16 protein-coding genes are annotated in these 15,981 nt (G+C 68.1%); 6 read left to right on the forward strand and 10 right to left on the reverse strand.

The window, feature by feature from the left end:
• Nucleotides 1-79: 79 nt before the first annotated feature.
• The 5 genes from BBX35_RS22120 (at nucleotide 80) to BBX35_RS22140 (ending at nucleotide 6,169) form a co-directional block, all read left to right on the forward strand.
• The gene (locus BBX35_RS22120) at nucleotides 80-1,468 is read left to right on the forward strand and encodes an aldehyde dehydrogenase family protein (RefSeq protein WP_067224624.1); all 1,389 of its coding nucleotides are present in this window, start codon (nucleotides 80-82) and stop codon (nucleotides 1,466-1,468) included.
• 51 nt (nucleotides 1,469-1,519) lie between these two features.
• Nucleotides 1,520-2,683 carry an iron-containing alcohol dehydrogenase gene (locus BBX35_RS22125; protein ID WP_067224850.1) on the forward strand — a complete coding sequence of 388 codons (1,164 nt, stop codon included), beginning with the start codon at nucleotides 1,520-1,522 and terminating at the stop codon, nucleotides 2,681-2,683.
• 184 nt (nucleotides 2,684-2,867) lie between these two features.
• On the forward strand, nucleotides 2,868-3,698 hold the full coding sequence (gene trpA, locus BBX35_RS22130; RefSeq protein ID WP_067224626.1) for a tryptophan synthase subunit alpha: 831 nt from the start codon (nucleotides 2,868-2,870) through the stop codon (nucleotides 3,696-3,698).
• A 55-nt stretch (nucleotides 3,699-3,753) separates the two neighbouring features.
• Nucleotides 3,754-4,737 carry an acetyl-CoA carboxylase, carboxyltransferase subunit beta gene (gene accD, locus BBX35_RS22135; RefSeq protein WP_067224627.1) on the forward strand — a complete coding sequence of 328 codons (984 nt, stop codon included), beginning with the start codon at nucleotides 3,754-3,756 and terminating at the stop codon, nucleotides 4,735-4,737.
• 121 nt (nucleotides 4,738-4,858) lie between these two features.
• Complete coding sequence (locus BBX35_RS22140; RefSeq protein WP_067224629.1) at nucleotides 4,859-6,169, forward strand: bifunctional folylpolyglutamate synthase/dihydrofolate synthase; 1,311 nt, start codon at nucleotides 4,859-4,861, stop codon at nucleotides 6,167-6,169.
• Nucleotides 6,170-6,179: 10 nt separating this feature from the next.
• On the opposite strand, the gene coaA is transcribed toward BBX35_RS22140, so the two are convergent.
• From coaA to hisB, 7 genes are all read right to left on the reverse strand, one after another.
• Entirely contained in the window at nucleotides 6,180-7,154 is a 975-nt protein-coding gene (gene coaA, locus BBX35_RS22145) for a type I pantothenate kinase (RefSeq protein WP_244271695.1), read from the reverse strand.
• Nucleotides 7,155-7,252: 98 nt separating this feature from the next.
• The gene (locus BBX35_RS22150) at nucleotides 7,253-7,576 is read right to left on the reverse strand and encodes a phosphoribosyl-ATP diphosphatase (RefSeq protein WP_067224631.1); all 324 of its coding nucleotides are present in this window, start codon (nucleotides 7,574-7,576) and stop codon (nucleotides 7,253-7,255) included.
• A gap of 52 nt (nucleotides 7,577-7,628) precedes the next feature.
• The gene (gene hisF / locus BBX35_RS22155; protein WP_067224633.1) at nucleotides 7,629-8,408 is read right to left on the reverse strand and encodes an imidazole glycerol phosphate synthase subunit HisF; all 780 of its coding nucleotides are present in this window, start codon (nucleotides 8,406-8,408) and stop codon (nucleotides 7,629-7,631) included.
• 99 nt (nucleotides 8,409-8,507) lie between these two features.
• Nucleotides 8,508-9,239, reverse strand: coding sequence for a 1-(5-phosphoribosyl)-5-[(5-phosphoribosylamino)methylideneamino]imidazole-4-carboxamide isomerase (gene hisA, locus BBX35_RS22160; protein ID WP_067224634.1), 732 nt, complete (start codon nucleotides 9,237-9,239; stop codon nucleotides 8,508-8,510).
• A 31-nt stretch (nucleotides 9,240-9,270) separates the two neighbouring features.
• Nucleotides 9,271-9,921, reverse strand: coding sequence for an imidazole glycerol phosphate synthase subunit HisH (gene hisH / locus BBX35_RS22165; protein WP_067224635.1), 651 nt, complete (start codon nucleotides 9,919-9,921; stop codon nucleotides 9,271-9,273).
• Nucleotides 9,922-9,985: 64 nt separating this feature from the next.
• A complete protein-coding gene (locus BBX35_RS22170) occupies nucleotides 9,986-10,510 on the reverse strand; it encodes a DUF2628 domain-containing protein (protein ID WP_067224637.1) in 525 nt (174 codons plus the stop codon).
• A gap of 21 nt (nucleotides 10,511-10,531) precedes the next feature.
• Nucleotides 10,532-11,125, reverse strand: a complete 594-nt coding sequence (gene hisB / locus BBX35_RS22175) for an imidazoleglycerol-phosphate dehydratase HisB (RefSeq protein WP_067224638.1) — start codon at nucleotides 11,123-11,125, stop codon at nucleotides 10,532-10,534.
• Between the two features lie 166 nt (nucleotides 11,126-11,291).
• On the opposite strand from hisB, the gene pyrF reads away from it, so the two are divergent.
• Nucleotides 11,292-12,041, forward strand: a complete 750-nt coding sequence (pyrF, locus tag BBX35_RS22180) for an orotidine-5'-phosphate decarboxylase (protein ID WP_067224640.1) — start codon at nucleotides 11,292-11,294, stop codon at nucleotides 12,039-12,041.
• A gap of 10 nt (nucleotides 12,042-12,051) precedes the next feature.
• On the opposite strand, the gene BBX35_RS22185 is transcribed toward pyrF, so the two are convergent.
• The 3 genes from BBX35_RS22185 to BBX35_RS22195 form a co-directional block, all read right to left on the reverse strand.
• Nucleotides 12,052-13,242 (reverse strand): pyridoxal-phosphate-dependent aminotransferase family protein, encoded by a 1,191-nt coding sequence (locus tag BBX35_RS22185; protein ID WP_067224642.1) that lies wholly within the window; start codon nucleotides 13,240-13,242, stop codon nucleotides 12,052-12,054.
• Nucleotides 13,243-13,359: 117 nt separating this feature from the next.
• Entirely contained in the window at nucleotides 13,360-14,541 is a 1,182-nt protein-coding gene (locus tag BBX35_RS22190; RefSeq protein ID WP_083206525.1) for an NAD(P)/FAD-dependent oxidoreductase, read from the reverse strand.
• A 78-nt stretch (nucleotides 14,542-14,619) separates the two neighbouring features.
• Nucleotides 14,620-15,840: an acyl-CoA dehydrogenase gene (locus BBX35_RS22195; RefSeq protein ID WP_067224644.1), complete on the reverse strand. Its 1,221-nt coding sequence runs from the start codon at nucleotides 15,838-15,840 to the stop codon at nucleotides 14,620-14,622.
• Nucleotides 15,841-15,981 lie beyond the last annotated feature (141 nt).

A 15,981-nucleotide genomic window follows, 5' to 3' on the forward strand; every position in this document is an offset into this window, starting at 1 on the left:
AGCGGGCCGGATCCGCTTGGAATATCTTGCAAACATGCAGAGGCGGGCCGTCTGTGCGGACCTGCCCGAAAGGTGTGACATGTCCGACGTGATCAAGCTGATTTCCCCGGTCGACGGCTCCGTCTATGCGGAGCGTCCCGTGGCGAGTGCTGCCGAGATCGACCAGGCCGTGGCCGAGGCCCGGGCCGCGCAGGCTGCCTGGGCGGCCACTCCGCTCTCCGAGCGCTGTTCGGCTGTGCTGGCCGCCGTTGCCGCGCTCGAGGCGATGAACGACGAGATCGTGCCCGAGCTTGCCTGGCAGATGGGGCGCCCGGTGCGCTATGGCGGCGAGAAGGGCGGCACGCGCGAGCGCACCGACTACATGGTCAAGATCGCCGAGGAGTCGCTCCGGGCCCGCCACCATACGGACCGTCCGGGCTTCACCCGCTACGTGCGGCCGGAGCCGCTCGGCATCGTCATGGTCATCGCGCCGTGGAACTATCCGTTCATGACGGCGATCAACACCATCGTTCCGGCGCTGATCGCCGGCAACGTGGTGGTCCTCAAGCACGCCGCGCAGACGCTGCTGGTCGGCGAGCGGCTCGACAAGGCGTTCAAGGCGGCGGGCCTGCCCAAGGGTGTCTTCCGCAACATCGTGCTGAACCACGGCCAGACCGAGGCGCTGCTCGGTTCGGGCCGCATCGACCACATCAACTTCACCGGCTCGGTCGCCGGCGGCCGCGCCATCGAGAAGGCGGCGGCCGGCACCTTCGCCACGCTCGGCCTGGAGCTCGGCGGCAAGGACCCGGCCTATGTCCGCGAGGACGCCGACGTCGCCTTCGCGGTCGAGAACCTGGCTGATGGCGCCTTCTACAATTCCGGCCAGTGCTGCTGCGGCATCGAGCGCGTCTATGTGCACGAGAAGCACTATGACGCGGTGGTCGAGGGTCTGGCTGCCGCCGCCTCCGCCTACACGCTCGGCAATCCGCTCGACGAGGCGACGACGCTCGGCCCGATGGCACAGGCGCGCTTTGCCGCCCATGTGCGCGAGCAGACCGCCGAGGCGCTGCGCAAGGGCGCGAAAACCCTGGTCGACCGCGCCCGCTTCCCGCAGGACAAGGAAGGCACGCCCTACCTGATGCCGCAGGTGCTGGTCGACGTTGATCACCAGATGTCGGTGATGCGCGAGGAGAGCTTCGGCCCGGTCGTCGGCGTGATGAAGGTGCGCTCCGACGAGGAAGCCATCGCCCTGATGAACGACAGCCCCTACGGCCTGACCGCCTCGGTCTGGACCGCCGACGAAGAGGCCGCCATCGCCATCGGCGACCGCGTGGAGACCGGCACGATCTTCATGAACCGCTGCGACTATCTCGACCCGGCCCTGGTGTGGACCGGCGTCAAGGACACCGGCAAGGGCGCCGCCCTGTCGGAAATCGGATACCTGTCGCTGACGCGGCCGAAGTCCTTCCACCTGCGCGCCCGCTCGTAAGGGCGCGCAGACCTCCCCGCTTCGCTTTCCTTCCTTTCAGGATCCATGGACATGACCACCACCCCGTCCGCCAACTGGAACTACCCGACCTCCGTGCGCTTCGGCGCCGGCCGCATCAAGGAGCTCGGCAAGTGCGCCGCGCTGCTCGGCATGAAGCGTCCGCTGCTGGTCACGGACCCGGGCCTTGCCCGCCTGCCGATGACCGCGAACGCGCTGGAGCTGCTGCGCCAGGCCGGCCTGGAGCCGGACATCTTCAGCGACATCAAGCCGAATCCGACCGCGTCCAACGTCGAGGCAGGCGTTGCCGCCTATCGCGCCGGCGGTCATGACGGCGTCATCGCCTTCGGCGGCGGGTCCGGTCTCGACGCGGGCAAGGTCATCGCCTTCATGGCCGGCCAGACCCGGCCGATGTGGGACTTCGAGGACATCGGCGACTGGTGGACCCGCGCCGATCCGGACGGCATCGCGCCGATCCTCGCCGTGCCGACCACCGCCGGCACCGGTTCCGAGGTCGGCCGCGCCGGCGTCATCACCAACGAGGAAACCCATACCAAGAAGGTCATCTTCCATCCGAAGATGCTGCCCGGCATCGTCATCTGCGATCCCGAGCTGACCGTCGGCATGCCGCGCTACTTCACCGTCGGCACCGGCATGGACGCCCTCGCCCACTGCCTAGAGGCCTATTCCTCCACCTTCTACCACCCGATGGGCGACGGCATCGCCGTCGAGGGCATGCGCCTCGTCTTCGAGAACCTGAAGCGCGTCGCCGAGACGCCGGACGACCTCGTGGCCCGCGGTCACATGATGTCGGCCGCCGCCATGGGCGCGGTCGCCTTCCAGAAGGGCCTCGGCGCCATCCATGCGCTGTCCCATCCGGTCGGCGCCCTGTACGACACCCATCACGGCATGACCAACGCGGTCTTCATGCCCTATGTGCTGGACTTCAACCGCTCGGCCATCGCCACCAAGATCGACCGGCTCGCCGGCTATCTCGGCATTTCCGGCGGCTTCGACGGTTTCCTGCAGGCGGTGCTCGACCTGCGCACCGCGCTGGACGTGCCGCATACGCTGGACGGGCTGAAGGTCGACGGTGCCAAGGCCGCGAAGATCGCCGAAATGGCCATCGTCGATCCGACCGCCGGCGGCAATCCGATCGAGCTGACCCTCGAGGGCGCGGCCGAGATCTTCGACGCGGCGCTGACCGGCCGTCTCTGAAGACGCGCCGCCGGCTGTCGCCGGCGCTTTGCCGATTGGCTTTCGCCAATTGACAGGGGGGCACTCCGCCCCCTACATCCCCACTGGCTTTCGCGGGCATGAACGGCCTGCGGAAGCCGCGAGCGGCCGGCCTCGACGGCAGGCCGGCGCCGGCAAGACAGATGACAGGGTGGGACCGGGCAAGATGAGTGACACGCGGATCGACCGCCGCTTCGCGGCATTGCAGGCGGCGAACCGTCCGGCGCTGGTGACCTTCGTCACCGCTGGCGACCCGGACCTTGCCACCTCCCAGGCGATCCTCGATGCGCTGCCGGCCGCCGGTGCCGACGTCATCGAGCTCGGCATGCCCTTTTCAGATCCCATGGCCGAAGGCATTCCGGTGCAGCTCGCCAACCAGCGCGCGCTGGCTGCCGGACAGACCATGGACAAGACGCTGGACATGGTGCGCGCCTTCCGCCGCCACGACCAGGACACGCCCATCGTGCTGATGGGCTATTACAACCCGATCTACGTGCGCGATCCCGCCGTTTTCGTTAAGACGGCGGTCGAGGCGGGCGTCGACGGGCTGATTATCGTCGATATCCCGCCGGAGGCCGACGACGAGCTTTGCCTGCCGGCCATGGCTGCGGGCCTCAACTTCATCCGCCTGACGACGCCGACCACCGACGACAAGCGCCTGCCGGCCGTTCTCGCCAACACGTCGGGTTTCGTCTATTACGTATCGGTGACCGGCATCACCGGTGCCACCATCGCCAACCGCGACCGGGTGACCGAGGCGGTCCGCCGCATCAAGCGCCATACCGCGCTGCCCGTGGCGGTCGGCTTCGGCGTCAAGACGGCGGAGGATGCCGAGGTGATCGGCCGCGACGCCGATGGCGTCGTCGTCGGATCGGTGCTGGTGGAAGCGGTGCGCACGAGCCTCGACGGCGAGGGCCGGGCGACGGATGCGACGGTCGAGGCGGTGGCCTCGGTGGTGCGTTCGCTCGCCGAGGGTGTTGCCCGGGCCCGCGGCTGAGCCGCATCGGCCGCGTGACGGCCGGGAACATGCAAGACAACGGACGGTATCTGCCTTGAACTGGATCAACAACGTCGTTCGCCCGAAGATTCGTGGCCTGCTGCAGAAGCGGGACGTGCCGGAGAACCTCTGGATCAAGTGCCCCGAGACCGGCGAGATGGTCTTCCATCGCGATCTCGAGGCGAACCAGTGGGTGGTGCCGAATTCGGGTCACCACATGCGGATTTCCGGCACGCGCCGGCTCGAGCTGTTCTTCGACGACGGCTCCTTCGAGAAGGTGAAGACCCCCGAGGTCGTCGCCGACCCGCTAAAGTTCCGCGACGAGAAGCGCTACACCGACCGCATGCGCGATGCCCGGGCAAAGACCGGCCTCGATGATGCCGTGACGGTGGCCACCGGCAAGCTGCGCGGCATGGACATGACCGCCGCGGTGCAGGACTTCGCCTTCATGGGCGGTTCCCTCGGCATGGCTGCCGGCGAGGCGGTGCTTACCGGCATGCAGACCGCCGTGGCGCGCAAGACGCCCTTCGTGCTCTTCGTCGCCTCGGGCGGCGCGCGCATGCAGGAAGGCATCCTGTCCCTGATGCAGATGCCCCGCACCACGGTCGGCGTGCAGATGCTGCGCGATGCGGGCCTGCCCTACATCGTCGTCTTCACCAACCCGACGACCGGCGGCGTGACCGCGTCCTACGCAATGCTGGGCGACGTGCACATGGCCGAGCCGGGCGCGCTGATCGGCTTTGCCGGCCCCCGCGTCATCGAGCAGACCATCCGCGAGAAGCTCCCCGAGGGGTTCCAGCGCTCCGAATACCTGCTCGACCACGGCATGGTCGACATGGTCGTGCATCGTCACAAGCTGCCCGAGACCATCGCCCGCGTCTGCTCGATCCTGATGAAGGCCGAGGTCAGCCTGCCGGACGAGGAAGAGCTGATGGCGTCGCCGCGTGCGGCCGAAGAGGCCAAGGTCTCGCCGGAACTTGTCCATGGCGGCGAAGCCTCTTCCGGCGGCGGTAGCGACAGCGGCGGCGAAAGCCACTAGTCGGGCTGTCGCAGGCGCGACACGGGCGGACGCAGCCGGGGTGCCGCGTCTCGCCAATATCCCGTAACCATGAGGGCTGCTGCAGCCGCGCGACGCTTTGTGCGGCAGGACGGGCAGGACAATGGACCAGATAACCGCGATCCTCGACCGACTTCTGGCGCTGCATCCGCGCGAGATCGACCTGTCGCTCGGCCGCATGGAGCGTCTGCTCGATGCGCTGGGACGGCCGCAGGACCGCCTGCCGCCGCTCGTCCACATCGCCGGCACCAACGGCAAGGGCTCCACCACCGCCTTCATGCGGGCGATCCTGGAGGCCGCAGGCCTCAAGGTGCATGTCTACACCTCCCCGCATCTGGTGTCCTTCAACGAGCGCATCCGCCTTGCCGGCCGCATCGTTTCCGATGCGCGGCTGATCGAGGCGCTGGACACCTGCGAACAGGCGAATGCGGGTGCGGAGATCACCTTCTTCGAGGTCACCACCGCTGCGGCCCTGCTGCTCTTCGCCGAGGAGCCGGCGGACGTGCTGCTGCTCGAGGTCGGCCTTGGCGGGCGGCTCGACGCGACCAATGTCGTCGATGCGCCCCTGGCCGCCACGATCACGCCGCTGTCGATGGATCACGAGCGCTATCTCGGCGAGACGCTGGCCGACATCGCGGCGGAGAAGGCCGGCATCATCAAGCGCGGCTGCCCGGTTGTCATCGCGCCGCAGCCGGACGAGGCGCTGGAGGTGATCTCGCGCATCGCCGCGCGCCTCGGCGCGCCGCTTCAGGTTTTCGGGCAGGATTTCACCGCTTTCGAGGAAAACGGCCGTCTCGTCTACCAGGACGAGGAGGGGCTGATGGACCTGCCGCTGCCGCGCCTGTTCGGCCGGCACCAGATCGTCAATGCGGCCATGGCCATCGCCTCGCTGCGCGCCGCAGGCCGTCTGCCGGCGGTCGAGGCCGTCGAGGCCGGGCTCGTGACGGTCGACTGGCCGGGCCGCATGCAGCCGCTGACGGAGGGTCCGCTCCTTGAGCTGTGCCCGCCGGGCAGCGAGCTCTGGCTCGACGGTGGCCACAACCCGGGCGCCGGGATCACCATTGCCGAGGTGATGGCGGAGCAGGAGGAGCGCCGCCCGCGGCCGCTCTATCTCGTCTCGGGCATGCTCAAGACTAAGGATCCGGTCGGCTTCTTCCGCCCGTTTGCAGGGCTTGCCCGTGAAGTCGCCTGCGTGCCGCTGACGACCACCGATGCCGGCCGCGACCCGTCCTGTCTTGCCGGTTCCGCGCGCGAAGCCGGCCTTGCCGCCGATGCCCATGGCTCGCTCTCGGACGCGCTTGCGCATGTGCGCGAGAAGGCCGCCGGCGACGAGGTGCCGCCGCGCATCCTGATCTGCGGGTCGCTTTATCTTGCCGGAGAGGTTCTGGCCCGCAACGGCATGAAGCCGGTCTAAGGCCGCCTGCTCACAGCTTGCGCAGCCGTACTTCGTTGATGGCGTGGGTATCGGCCTTGCGCAGGATCAGGTCGGCGCGCGGGCGCGTCGGCAGGATGTTTTCCCGCAGGTTCACCAGGTTGATCTCGTTCCACAACCCTTCGGCGATGGCCAGCGCCTCGTCGTCGCCCACCTTCGAATACTTGTTGAAGTAGGAGCCGGGATCGCGGAAGGCGGTCTCGCGCAGCCGCATGAAGCGCGACACGTACCACTCGTGCAGCACGTCCTCCTCCGCGTCGATATAGATCGAGAAGTCGAAGAAGTCGGAAACGAAGGGCACTTCCTTGCCGTCGCGCGGCAGATTGGTCGTCTGCAGGACGTTCAGCCCTTCGAGGATCAGGATGTCCGGCCGGTCGACGGTCACGAACTGCCCCGGCATCACGTCGTAGTAGAAGTGGGAATAGACCGGCGCGCGCACATGCCGCCGCCCCGCCTTCAGATCCGACAGAAACTTCAGCAGCGTCGCGCGGTCGTAGCTCTCGGGAAAGCCCTTGCGCCGCATCAGCCCTTCCGATTCCAGCACCGCATTGGGGTAGAGGAAGCCGTCGGTTGTCACGAGATCGACCTTCGGGCTTGCCGGCCAGCGGGCCAGCAGCGCCTGCAACAGGCGCGCCGTCGTCGACTTGCCGACCGCGACCGAGCCGGCGATGCCGATGACGAAGGGGTTCTTGACGTCGTTTCGACCGAGAAAGCGCGAGGTGGCGCGGTGCAGCTGCTGGGTCGCCTCCACGTAATAGGCAAGCAGCCGAGACAGCGGCAGCAGGATCGATTCCACCTGGCCGATGGAGACCGGGTCGTTGAGCGACTGCAGGCGCCGGACCTCCGTCGCCGTCAGCGTCATCGGTGTATCGGCCCTGAGCTTTGCCCATTCTGCCTCGGTAAAGACCCGGTAGGGCGACAGATCGTCCTCAGTGAACCTGTTGAGGCTGTGTTCCATGGCGACCATGCAATCCTCGATCCCGCCGGATGTCCGGCCGTTCGCTCGGGAGGCCCGGGGATGATCCCGCGGGTCGCGCCGGGCAGTCCGTCGCAAGGCCCGTTCCGTCAGTCGGGCTTCCGCGACGCCTTCTCCTCCAGGCCCGTCTGCGCCGTGCGGCGCTCCAGCTCTGCCATCACGTCGGCCAGCGGCACGCCCCGCGCCTTGAGCAGCACCAGGAGGTGGTAGAGCAGGTCGGCGGCCTCGCCGGTCAGCTCGCGCGCATCGCCTGCCACGGCCGCGATCGCCGTCTCCACCGCCTCCTCGCCCACCTTCTGGGCGATCTTCGCCGTGCCCTTGCCCATCAGCTTGCGGGTATAGGAGCTCTCGTCCTCGCTCCGGGCACGCGCCGCGATGATGCGGTCAAGGTCGGTCAGTGTGAAGCCGGTCATTGGTAGGACGTCTCCTGCGGCCTCGCGCGGGCCGGTGCGGCGGGCCAGGGTGTCAGGCCGCGTCGAGCCGCATGGGGATGCCGGCCCGGGCCATGTGGTCCTTGGCCTCGCGGATCGTGTGGGTTCCGAAATGGAAGATCGAAGCGGCGAGCACCGCCGTCGCATGTCCGTCGCGCACGCCCTCGACCAGATGGTCGAGCGTGCCGACGCCGCCGGAGGCGATCACCGGCACCGGCACCGCATCGGCGATGGCGCGGGTCAGCGCCAGGTTGAAGCCCGTCCGGGTGCCGTCGCGGTCCATCGAGGTGACCAGCAGCTCGCCGGCGCCCAGCTCCACCGCCTTGCGGGCGAACTCGACGGCGTCGATGCCGGCTGGCTCGCGCCCGCCATGGGTGAAAATCTCGAACCGTTCGGCCTCGCCGGGGGCGTTGACCTGCTTGGCGTCGATGGACACGACAATGCACTGGGCGCCGAACTTTTCGGCCGCCTCGCGGATGAAATCGGGGTTCTTCACCGCTGCGGTGTTGATCGACACCTTGTCTGCGCCGGCCACCAGCAGCTTGCGGATGTCCTCGACCCGGCGCACGCCGCCGCCCACGGTCAGCGGCATGAAACAGGCCTCCGCCGTCCGCCGCACCACGTCGAAGATCGTGTCGCGGTTCTCGTGACTTGCGGTGATGTCGAGGAAACAGAGCTCGTCCGCGCCGGCCGCATCATAGGCCTTCGCAGCCTCTACCGGATCGCCGGCATCGACCAGATTGACGAAGTTCACGCCCTTGACGACGCGGCCGTCCTTGACGTCCAGACAGGGAATGACACGTGCTTTCAGCATGTTAGGCGATTACCCGACGTATTTCGCGGTCGCAGCATACAGCTCCCGTACCGCCCTGCAAAGCCGGGAAAGCTTGCAAGGGTGTCGGGATCCGGCGGCTTACCCAGCGGCAAGGACCTTGAGGGCTTCGGTGGGATCGAGACGGCCGTCATAGAGCGCCCGGCCCGAGATCGCGCCTTCCAGCACCGCGCAATCGGGTGCGGCGAGGCGCTTCACGTCCTCGATGGAGGCAAGACCGCCCGAGGCGATCACCGGGATCGAGGTCGCGCCGGCCAGCTCCAGCGTGCCGTCCCAGTTGATGCCGGCGAGCACGCCGTCGCGGTCGATGTCGGTGTAGATGATCGCGGCAACGCCCGCATCCTCGAAGCGGCGGGCCAGTTCGATGGCCGACAGTTCGGAGGTTTCCGCCCAGCCCTCGACCGCCACCTTGCCGCCGCGTGCGTCGATGCCGACGGCAACCCGGCCCGGGAAGGCCTTGCAGGCGGCCTTGACGAGATCGGGATCGCGGACGGCCACGGTGCCGAGGATCACCCGGGCGATGCCCTTGGCGAGCCAGGCTTCCACATGGGCAAGGGTGCGGATGCCGCCGCCCAGCTGCACCGGATTGGTCGTCGCCTTCAGGATCGCGTCGACCGCATCGCCGTTGCGGCTCTCGCCGGCGAAGGCGCCGTCGAGGTCGACCACATGCAGGTACCTGAAGCCCTGCGTCTGGAAGCTGAGGGCCTGGGCGGCCGGATCGTCGTTGAAGACGGTGGCCTGCGCCATGTCGCCGAGCTTCAGGCGGACGCACTGGCCGCCCTTCAGGTCGATGGCGGGAAACAGGATGGGCATGGGTGGTGTTCCGTGTCGTGATGGCGGCCGCTTACGGCGCCCACTCGATGAAGTTGGCGATCAGCGCAAGGCCGAGCCGCTGGCTCTTTTCCGGGTGGAACTGGGTGCCCACCATCGTGTCGCGCCCGATGATCGCGGTGATCGGCCCGCCATAATCGGCCGTCGCGATGACATGCGCCGGATCCGAAGCCTTCAGGTGGAAGGAGTGGACGAAATAGGCGTGCAGACCCTTCTCGCCCGTCTCGATCCCGGCGAGCAGCGGGTGGTCGGCGAGCTGGCGGATCGTGTTCCAGCCCATATGCGGGATCTTCAGCTCCGGATCGTCCGGCATGATCGCGGTAACGTCGCCGGGGATCCAGCCGAAACCCGCGGTGGTCTCGAACTCCAGGCCGCGGCTCGCCATCAGCTGCATGCCGACGCAAATGCCGAGGAACGGGCGGCCCTTTGCCTCCACCGCCTCGATGAGGGCGGCCTCCATGCCGTCGACGGCGCGGATGCCGCGCCGGCAATCGGCAAAGGCGCCGACGCCAGGCAGCACGATCCGGTCGGCACGCGCGACCACATCCGGATCGGCCGTCACCCGGATGGTCGCACCATGGCCGTGCGTGTGTGCTGCCCGCTCGAAGGCCTTCTCGGCCGAGCGCAGGTTGCCGGAGCCGTAGTCGATGATGGCGATCAGCATGGGGTCGTTCCGTCAGGAAGAAATGCGGGAAAGTCGAAAGATGCGGCGCCGCCTCGGCGATGGGTCAGCTTCGATGCGGGGCAACGCTCAGGCCCACGACGCGCTCGGCGCCGATCCGCGGTATGGGGTAGCCGGGTCGATGCGGTGGCGGAGCGTCCGGGCGCGGAGCGCTGCCGCCGGCCTGCAGGTCCTGTGCCTGGCGCTGATGGGCGGCGAGCCGTGCGAAGAAGCGTCGCTCCGCCTCTTCGCGCCCCTGCGCCTCGACGACGGCGACGAAGCGCCAGCCGCGCCGCTCCAGCGTCCAGCGCCACAACCCGCGCGCCTCGAAAGCGAAGAGGATCGACAGCCCCGCCATGGCGATGCCGGGCATGGGGCCGCCGATGAACCGCGAGGCGAGCTCCAGAACGAGGCCAGCAACCAGATAGACGAGCAAAACCAGCCACAGCCGCTTCACCAGCAGCCAGGGGAGGGTGAAGAGCAGCGCCAGCCAGCTGAAGCCGTCGCGGATGAAGACCGTGCGCTGCGCCTCGGTCTCGCCCATCGTCTCGGGCGAGGAACCGGGCGGGATCAGCACCATGTAGATCGCCATCTGTCCCTCCGTCCGGCGGCCTCAGCCGCCGAGCTGGCCCTTGGTCGAGGGCACGCGCCCGGCCTGCCGCGGGTCCGGCTCGATCGCCTTGCGCAGCGACCGTGCCACGGCCTTGAAGCAGGTCTCGGCGATGTGGTGGCAGTTGCTGCCCGTCAGGTTGGCGATATGCAGCGTGATGCCGGCATTCATCGCGAAGGCGCGGAAGAACTCCTCGAAGAGCTCCGTATCGAAATCGCCGACCTTGTCGCGCGGAAAGGTGACGTCCCACACCAGGAAGGGGCGGCCCGACACATCGAGGGCGCAGCGGGTCAGCGCCTCGTCCATGGCCAGGTGGCAGTCGGCGTAGCGGGTGATGCCGGTCATGTCGCCGAGCGACTGGCGCAGCGCCTGTCCGAGCGCGATGCCGACATCCTCGGCCGTGTGATGGAAGTCGATATGGGTGTCGCCGCTGGCGCGGATCGTCATGTCGATCAGCGAATGCCGGGACAGCTGTTCCAGCATGTGGTCGAGAAAGCCGACTCCGGTCTGCACCGAATAGGCGCCGGTCCCGTCGAGGACGATCTCGACGTCGATGTCGGTTTCCTTTGTCTTGCGCGAGATCTTCGCGGTGCGCATGGGCGAGCCTGTCCTTCTGTGGCCGGCCTGCTGCCGGCTGCGAAGCTTTGTAACAGGACGCTTGCCGCAATGAAATACCTGCGCGCGCGGCGCCGCGATCTGGTCAAGATCGCCCTGCACGGGTAAGACGGAAATTCGACACTTGCAACGTTCCGGAGACCTGCCGATGCAAAGCGCTGCCCTTCCGCTGGACGAGGACCCGTCCCCTTTCGCGCCGGCGAGCGCCCGCGACCGCCTGATTGTCGGCCTTGACGTGCCGACGGTGGAGGAGGCCCGCGCCATCGTGCGCGAGACCGCGGGTGCCGTCGGCACCTACAAGATCGGCATGCAGCTGCAGTTCGCCGGCGGCCTGGAGCTGGCCGCAGAGCTGGCCCGCGAGGGCCACAGCATCTTTCTCGACGTCAAGCTTCTCGACATCGACAACACGGTGATGAAGGCGGTGGAGAACATCGCCCGCATGGGCATGCGCTTCGTCACCATCCACGCCTATCCCAAGGCGATGCGCGCGGCCGTTGCCGGGCTTGCCGCGGCCGGCGGCGACGTCTGCCTGCTCGGCGTCACCGTGCTGACCTCGATGGACGAGGACGACCTGCACGATGCCGGCTATGCCGGTGGCGTCGACGACCTGGTGATCGCCCGCGCGGCGGATGCGCGCGCCGCCAACATGGGCGGTATCGTCTGCTCGCCGCTGGAGGTCGCCTCGCTGCGGAACGTGGTCGGCCCGCGCCTCGTCACGGTGACCCCGGGCATCCGTCCGGCAGGGTCCGAGGCGGGCGATCAGAAGCGCATCATGACACCGGCCGATGCGATATCGGCCGGCGCCGACTATCTGGTGGTCGCACGCCCGGTGATCATGGCCCCCAACCGCCGCGCCGCGGCGGAGGCCATCGTCGAGGAAATCGGTCGGGCGCTCTAAAATCGGCCTGTCAGCGGGGCTCTGTGAGCCCTGCCGACAGGCACTCGACCGCGGCCTGAACGCCGCCCGCGCCATGCGGCACGCCGAGCGCCTTCAGCGCCAGCTCCAGCACCCCGAGCGTGCCCAGCACGGTCGGCGCGTTGACATGCCCCATATGGCCGATGCGGATGCCCTTGCCGGCGATCTCGCCGATGGTGCCGCCGACGGTGACGTTGCAGGTCTCCTGGCACCAGCGCCGCAGCGCGGCCGGGTCGAGCCCGGGCGTCAGCACCACGGTGACCGAGTTGGAGCGCTGGGCGTCCTCCAGGATGTTGAGCTCCATCGCCCCGCCCTCGGCCCATTTCGTCACGCAAGCGCGCACCGCTGCTGCCAGCAGCGCATGGCGGCGATGGGCGGCGTCCAGTCCCTCTCCCAGCAGCAGGTCGAGCGCCTGGCGGAAGGCGAAGAGCAGGTGCTCCGGCGGCGTGCCGCAATATTTCTGGTAGTGCTCGCTGCCCTGGCGGAACGTCCAGTCCCAGTAGAACGTCTTCAGGTCGGCCGTCTCGTGCGCGGCGAGCGCTCGGGCATTGGCAGCGACAAAGGCGAGGCCCGGCGGGGTCATCAGCCCTTTTTGCGCGCCGGTGACGGTCACGTCGACGCCCCACTCGTCCATCTTGTAGGGCACGCAGCCGAGCGAGGCGATGGTGTCGACCATGAACAGCGCCGGATGACCTGCCGCATCGATGGCCTTGCGCAGGGCGGCGATGTCGTTGAGCACGCCCGAGGCCGTGTCCACCTGCACCACCAGCACCGCCTTGATCTCATGTGCGGTATCTGCAGCAAGACGGGCGGTTACCGCCGCCGGATCGACAGCGCGGCGCCAGTCGCCCGGCAGCACCTCGACCTCCAGGCCGGTCATCTTCGCCATCTCGCCCCAGCCGCGGGCGAAGCGGCCGGAATCCAGCACCAGCACCCGGTCGCCGCGCGACAGCGTGTTGGTGACCGCCGCTTCCCAGGCGCCATGCCCGTTGGCAGCGTAAAGGAACGCCTTGCCCGTGGTGCCGAAGACCTTCGGCAGGTCGGCGAGCAGGCTGTCCGTCAGTCCGACCAGCGAGCCGGTGTAGATGTCGATTGCCGGGCGGTGCATGGCCCTGAGCACTTCGTCCGGCACGGTGGTCGGTCCGGGGATCATCAGGAATTCGCGGCCGCTGGCGAGCGTCATGGCAGGCTCCGGAGAGGTTGCGCGGCTGGGCAGCCCGGAATGTGAGGGCGAGCCCGCCGCGCGGACGGTGGGATCGATCCTTCCCGGCCGCGCATGACCGGCGCGGCCCGAAGAGGATCAGACCACGTTCTTTTCCAACACCGGGCGCTCTTGTGCAATCCGCTCGTGCGACAGCGCACTGAGATCGAGGCTGCGCCAGGCGCCATGGAGGATCAGTTCGGCAATGCCGCGGCCGACCGCCGGCGACTGCTGCAGCCCATGGCCGGAAAAGCCTGTGGCAAGATAAAGGCCCGGATGGCCGTCGACCGTGCCGAGAATGGCGTTGTGATCGAACAGGTTCATGTCGTAGTGGCCGGCCCAGGCCTGTCCTGGCCGGATCGCCTCGAAGGCCGGAACGCGCGTAGCGAGCACCGGCCAAAGGTACTCGTCGAAGAAATCGTGCTCGACGTCGAAGTCGCGGGTGTCGGGATCGCGCTCCTGTGGCGGGGCGGAGCCGCACAGGAAACCGGTGCCTTCGGGCCGCACATAGGTGCCGGTCGGGTCGATCAGCAGGGGGCAGCCGGCAACGGGTTCGCGGCAGTCGAAGGTGAAGATCATCCGCTTGCGGCTTTCCACCGGCAGGTCAATGCCGAGCTGGCGGGAAAGGCGGGCAGCCCCTTCCGCGCCGGCGGCATTGACCAGCTTTCCGGCAGAGATGGTGCGGCCGTCCGACAGCTGCAGGCGGAACCCCTCGCCTTCGCGCGCAGCGTCCAGCACCTCGGCCGCCAGATAGGGCACGCCGAGCGCGCGTGCCTTCTTGCGGAAGGCCTGCATCAGGCCGTAGCCGTCGAACCAACCTTCGCCGGTCCTGCCCCAGCAGCCGGCGGCGATGTCCTCGACATTGAGCCAAGGAAAGCGGGCGAGAAGCTCGTTCGGCTCCAGGAAGGCGATATCCGCGCCCATGCGGGTCTGCAGGGCGTGGTTTTCCTCCAGAATGTGCCGCTTGTCGGCGGTCGCCAGGAACAGGTAGCCGCCTTCGTGCAGATCGATCGCGGGCCGCTCGTCGCCGACGGCCAGCCGGGTGCCGATCTCGCGCAGGAATTCGATGCCGTAGAGCGAGATGGCGATATTGGTCGGCTCGGAGAACTGCTGGCGGATCGAGGCCGCCGACAGCGCCGAGGCGCAGGTCCGATAGGACGGATCCTTTTCGATGATGACGACCCGGCCGGTGAAGTCCGGGTCCATGGCAAGGTGGCAGGCGATGGAGGAACCCATCACCGCACCGCCGACGATCGCGACGTCGAAAGTCTCAGCGCTCACGTCGATGCCCGTCCTGTGGCAAGCGGTTGGCTCTAAAAAGAGGGCGGGAGCCATCGGCCCCCGCCCTTTTGGGACTGATCAGAAGAACGCCTGCAGGCCGGTCTGGGCGCGGCCGAGGATCAGCGCATGGACGTCATGCGTGCCCTCGTAGGTGTTCACCGTCTCCAGGTTCTGGGCGTGCCGCATGACGTGGTACTCCTCCTGGATGCCGTTGCCGCCGTGCATGTCGCGGGCCTGGCGGGCGATGTCCAGCGCCTTGCCGCAATTGTTGCGCTTGACGATGGAGATCATCTCCGGCGCGACGCGGCCCTCATCGAACAGGCGGCCGACGCGCAGGGAGGCCTGCAGGCCGAGCGCGATCTCGGTCTGCATGTCGGCGAGCTTCTTCTGGAAGAGCTGGGTCTGGGCCAGCGGCTTGTTGAACTGCTTGCGCTCCAGGCCGTAGTTGCGGGCCCGGTGCCAGCAATCCTCGGCCGCACCCAGCGCGCCCCAGGAAATGCCGTAGCGGGCGCGGTTGAGGCAACCGAACGGGCCCTTCAGGCCGGCGACGTTCGGCAGCAGCGCGTCCTCGCCGACTTCGACATTGTCCATGACGATCTCGCCGGTGATCGAGGCGCGCAAGGACAGCTTGCCGCCGATCTTCGGTGCGGACAGGCCCTTCATGCCCTTGTCGAGGACGAAGCCGCGGATCGCCCCGTCATGGGCGTCGGACTTGGCCCAAACGACGAAGACGTCGGCGATCGGGGCGTTGGAGATCCACATCTTGGATCCCTTCAGCCGGTAGCCGCCGTCGATCTTCTCGGCGCGGGTACGCATGCCGGCCGGATCGGAGCCGGCATCCGGCTCGGTCAGGCCGAAGCAGCCGACGAATTCGCCGCTGGCGAGCTTCGGCAGGTACTTCTTGCGCTGCTCCTCGCTGCCATAGGCGTAGATCGGGTACATCACCAGCGAGGACTGCACCGAGTTCATCGAGCGGTAGCCGCTATCGACCCGCTCGATCTCGCGCGCCACGAGGCCGTAGGCGACATAGGAAGCGTCGGCGCAGCCATACTCCTCCGGCAGGGTGATGCCGAGCAGGCCGAGCTCGCCCATCTCGTTGAAGATCTCGCGGTCGGTCTTCTCCTGCGAGTAGGCCTCCAGGACGCGCGGCAGCAGCTTGTCCTGCGCATAGGCGCGGGCCGTCTCCATGATCAGGATCTCGTCCTCGTTCAGCTGGTCGCGCAGCAGGAACGGGTCCTCCCAGGAAAAGCGGCCGCCGCCGGTCGGGTCGGACTTGTGAACGGATGCGTGTGCGGTCATGGGTCTGGTCTCCTCCGGTCCGCCCGCGGTCGATGCCGCCGGCAGAGTGTTTCGTCGTGGGACCGGCACCGGTTCGCGGCGGCCTGGCCCCGGGAAAAGGGGTGAATGTCCGGGCGCGAGTGTCCGGTCTGTCGCTGCCGG

The organism is Stappia indica (genome assembly GCF_001696535.1).
Lineage (GTDB): Bacteria > Pseudomonadota > Alphaproteobacteria > Rhizobiales > Stappiaceae > Stappia > Stappia indica.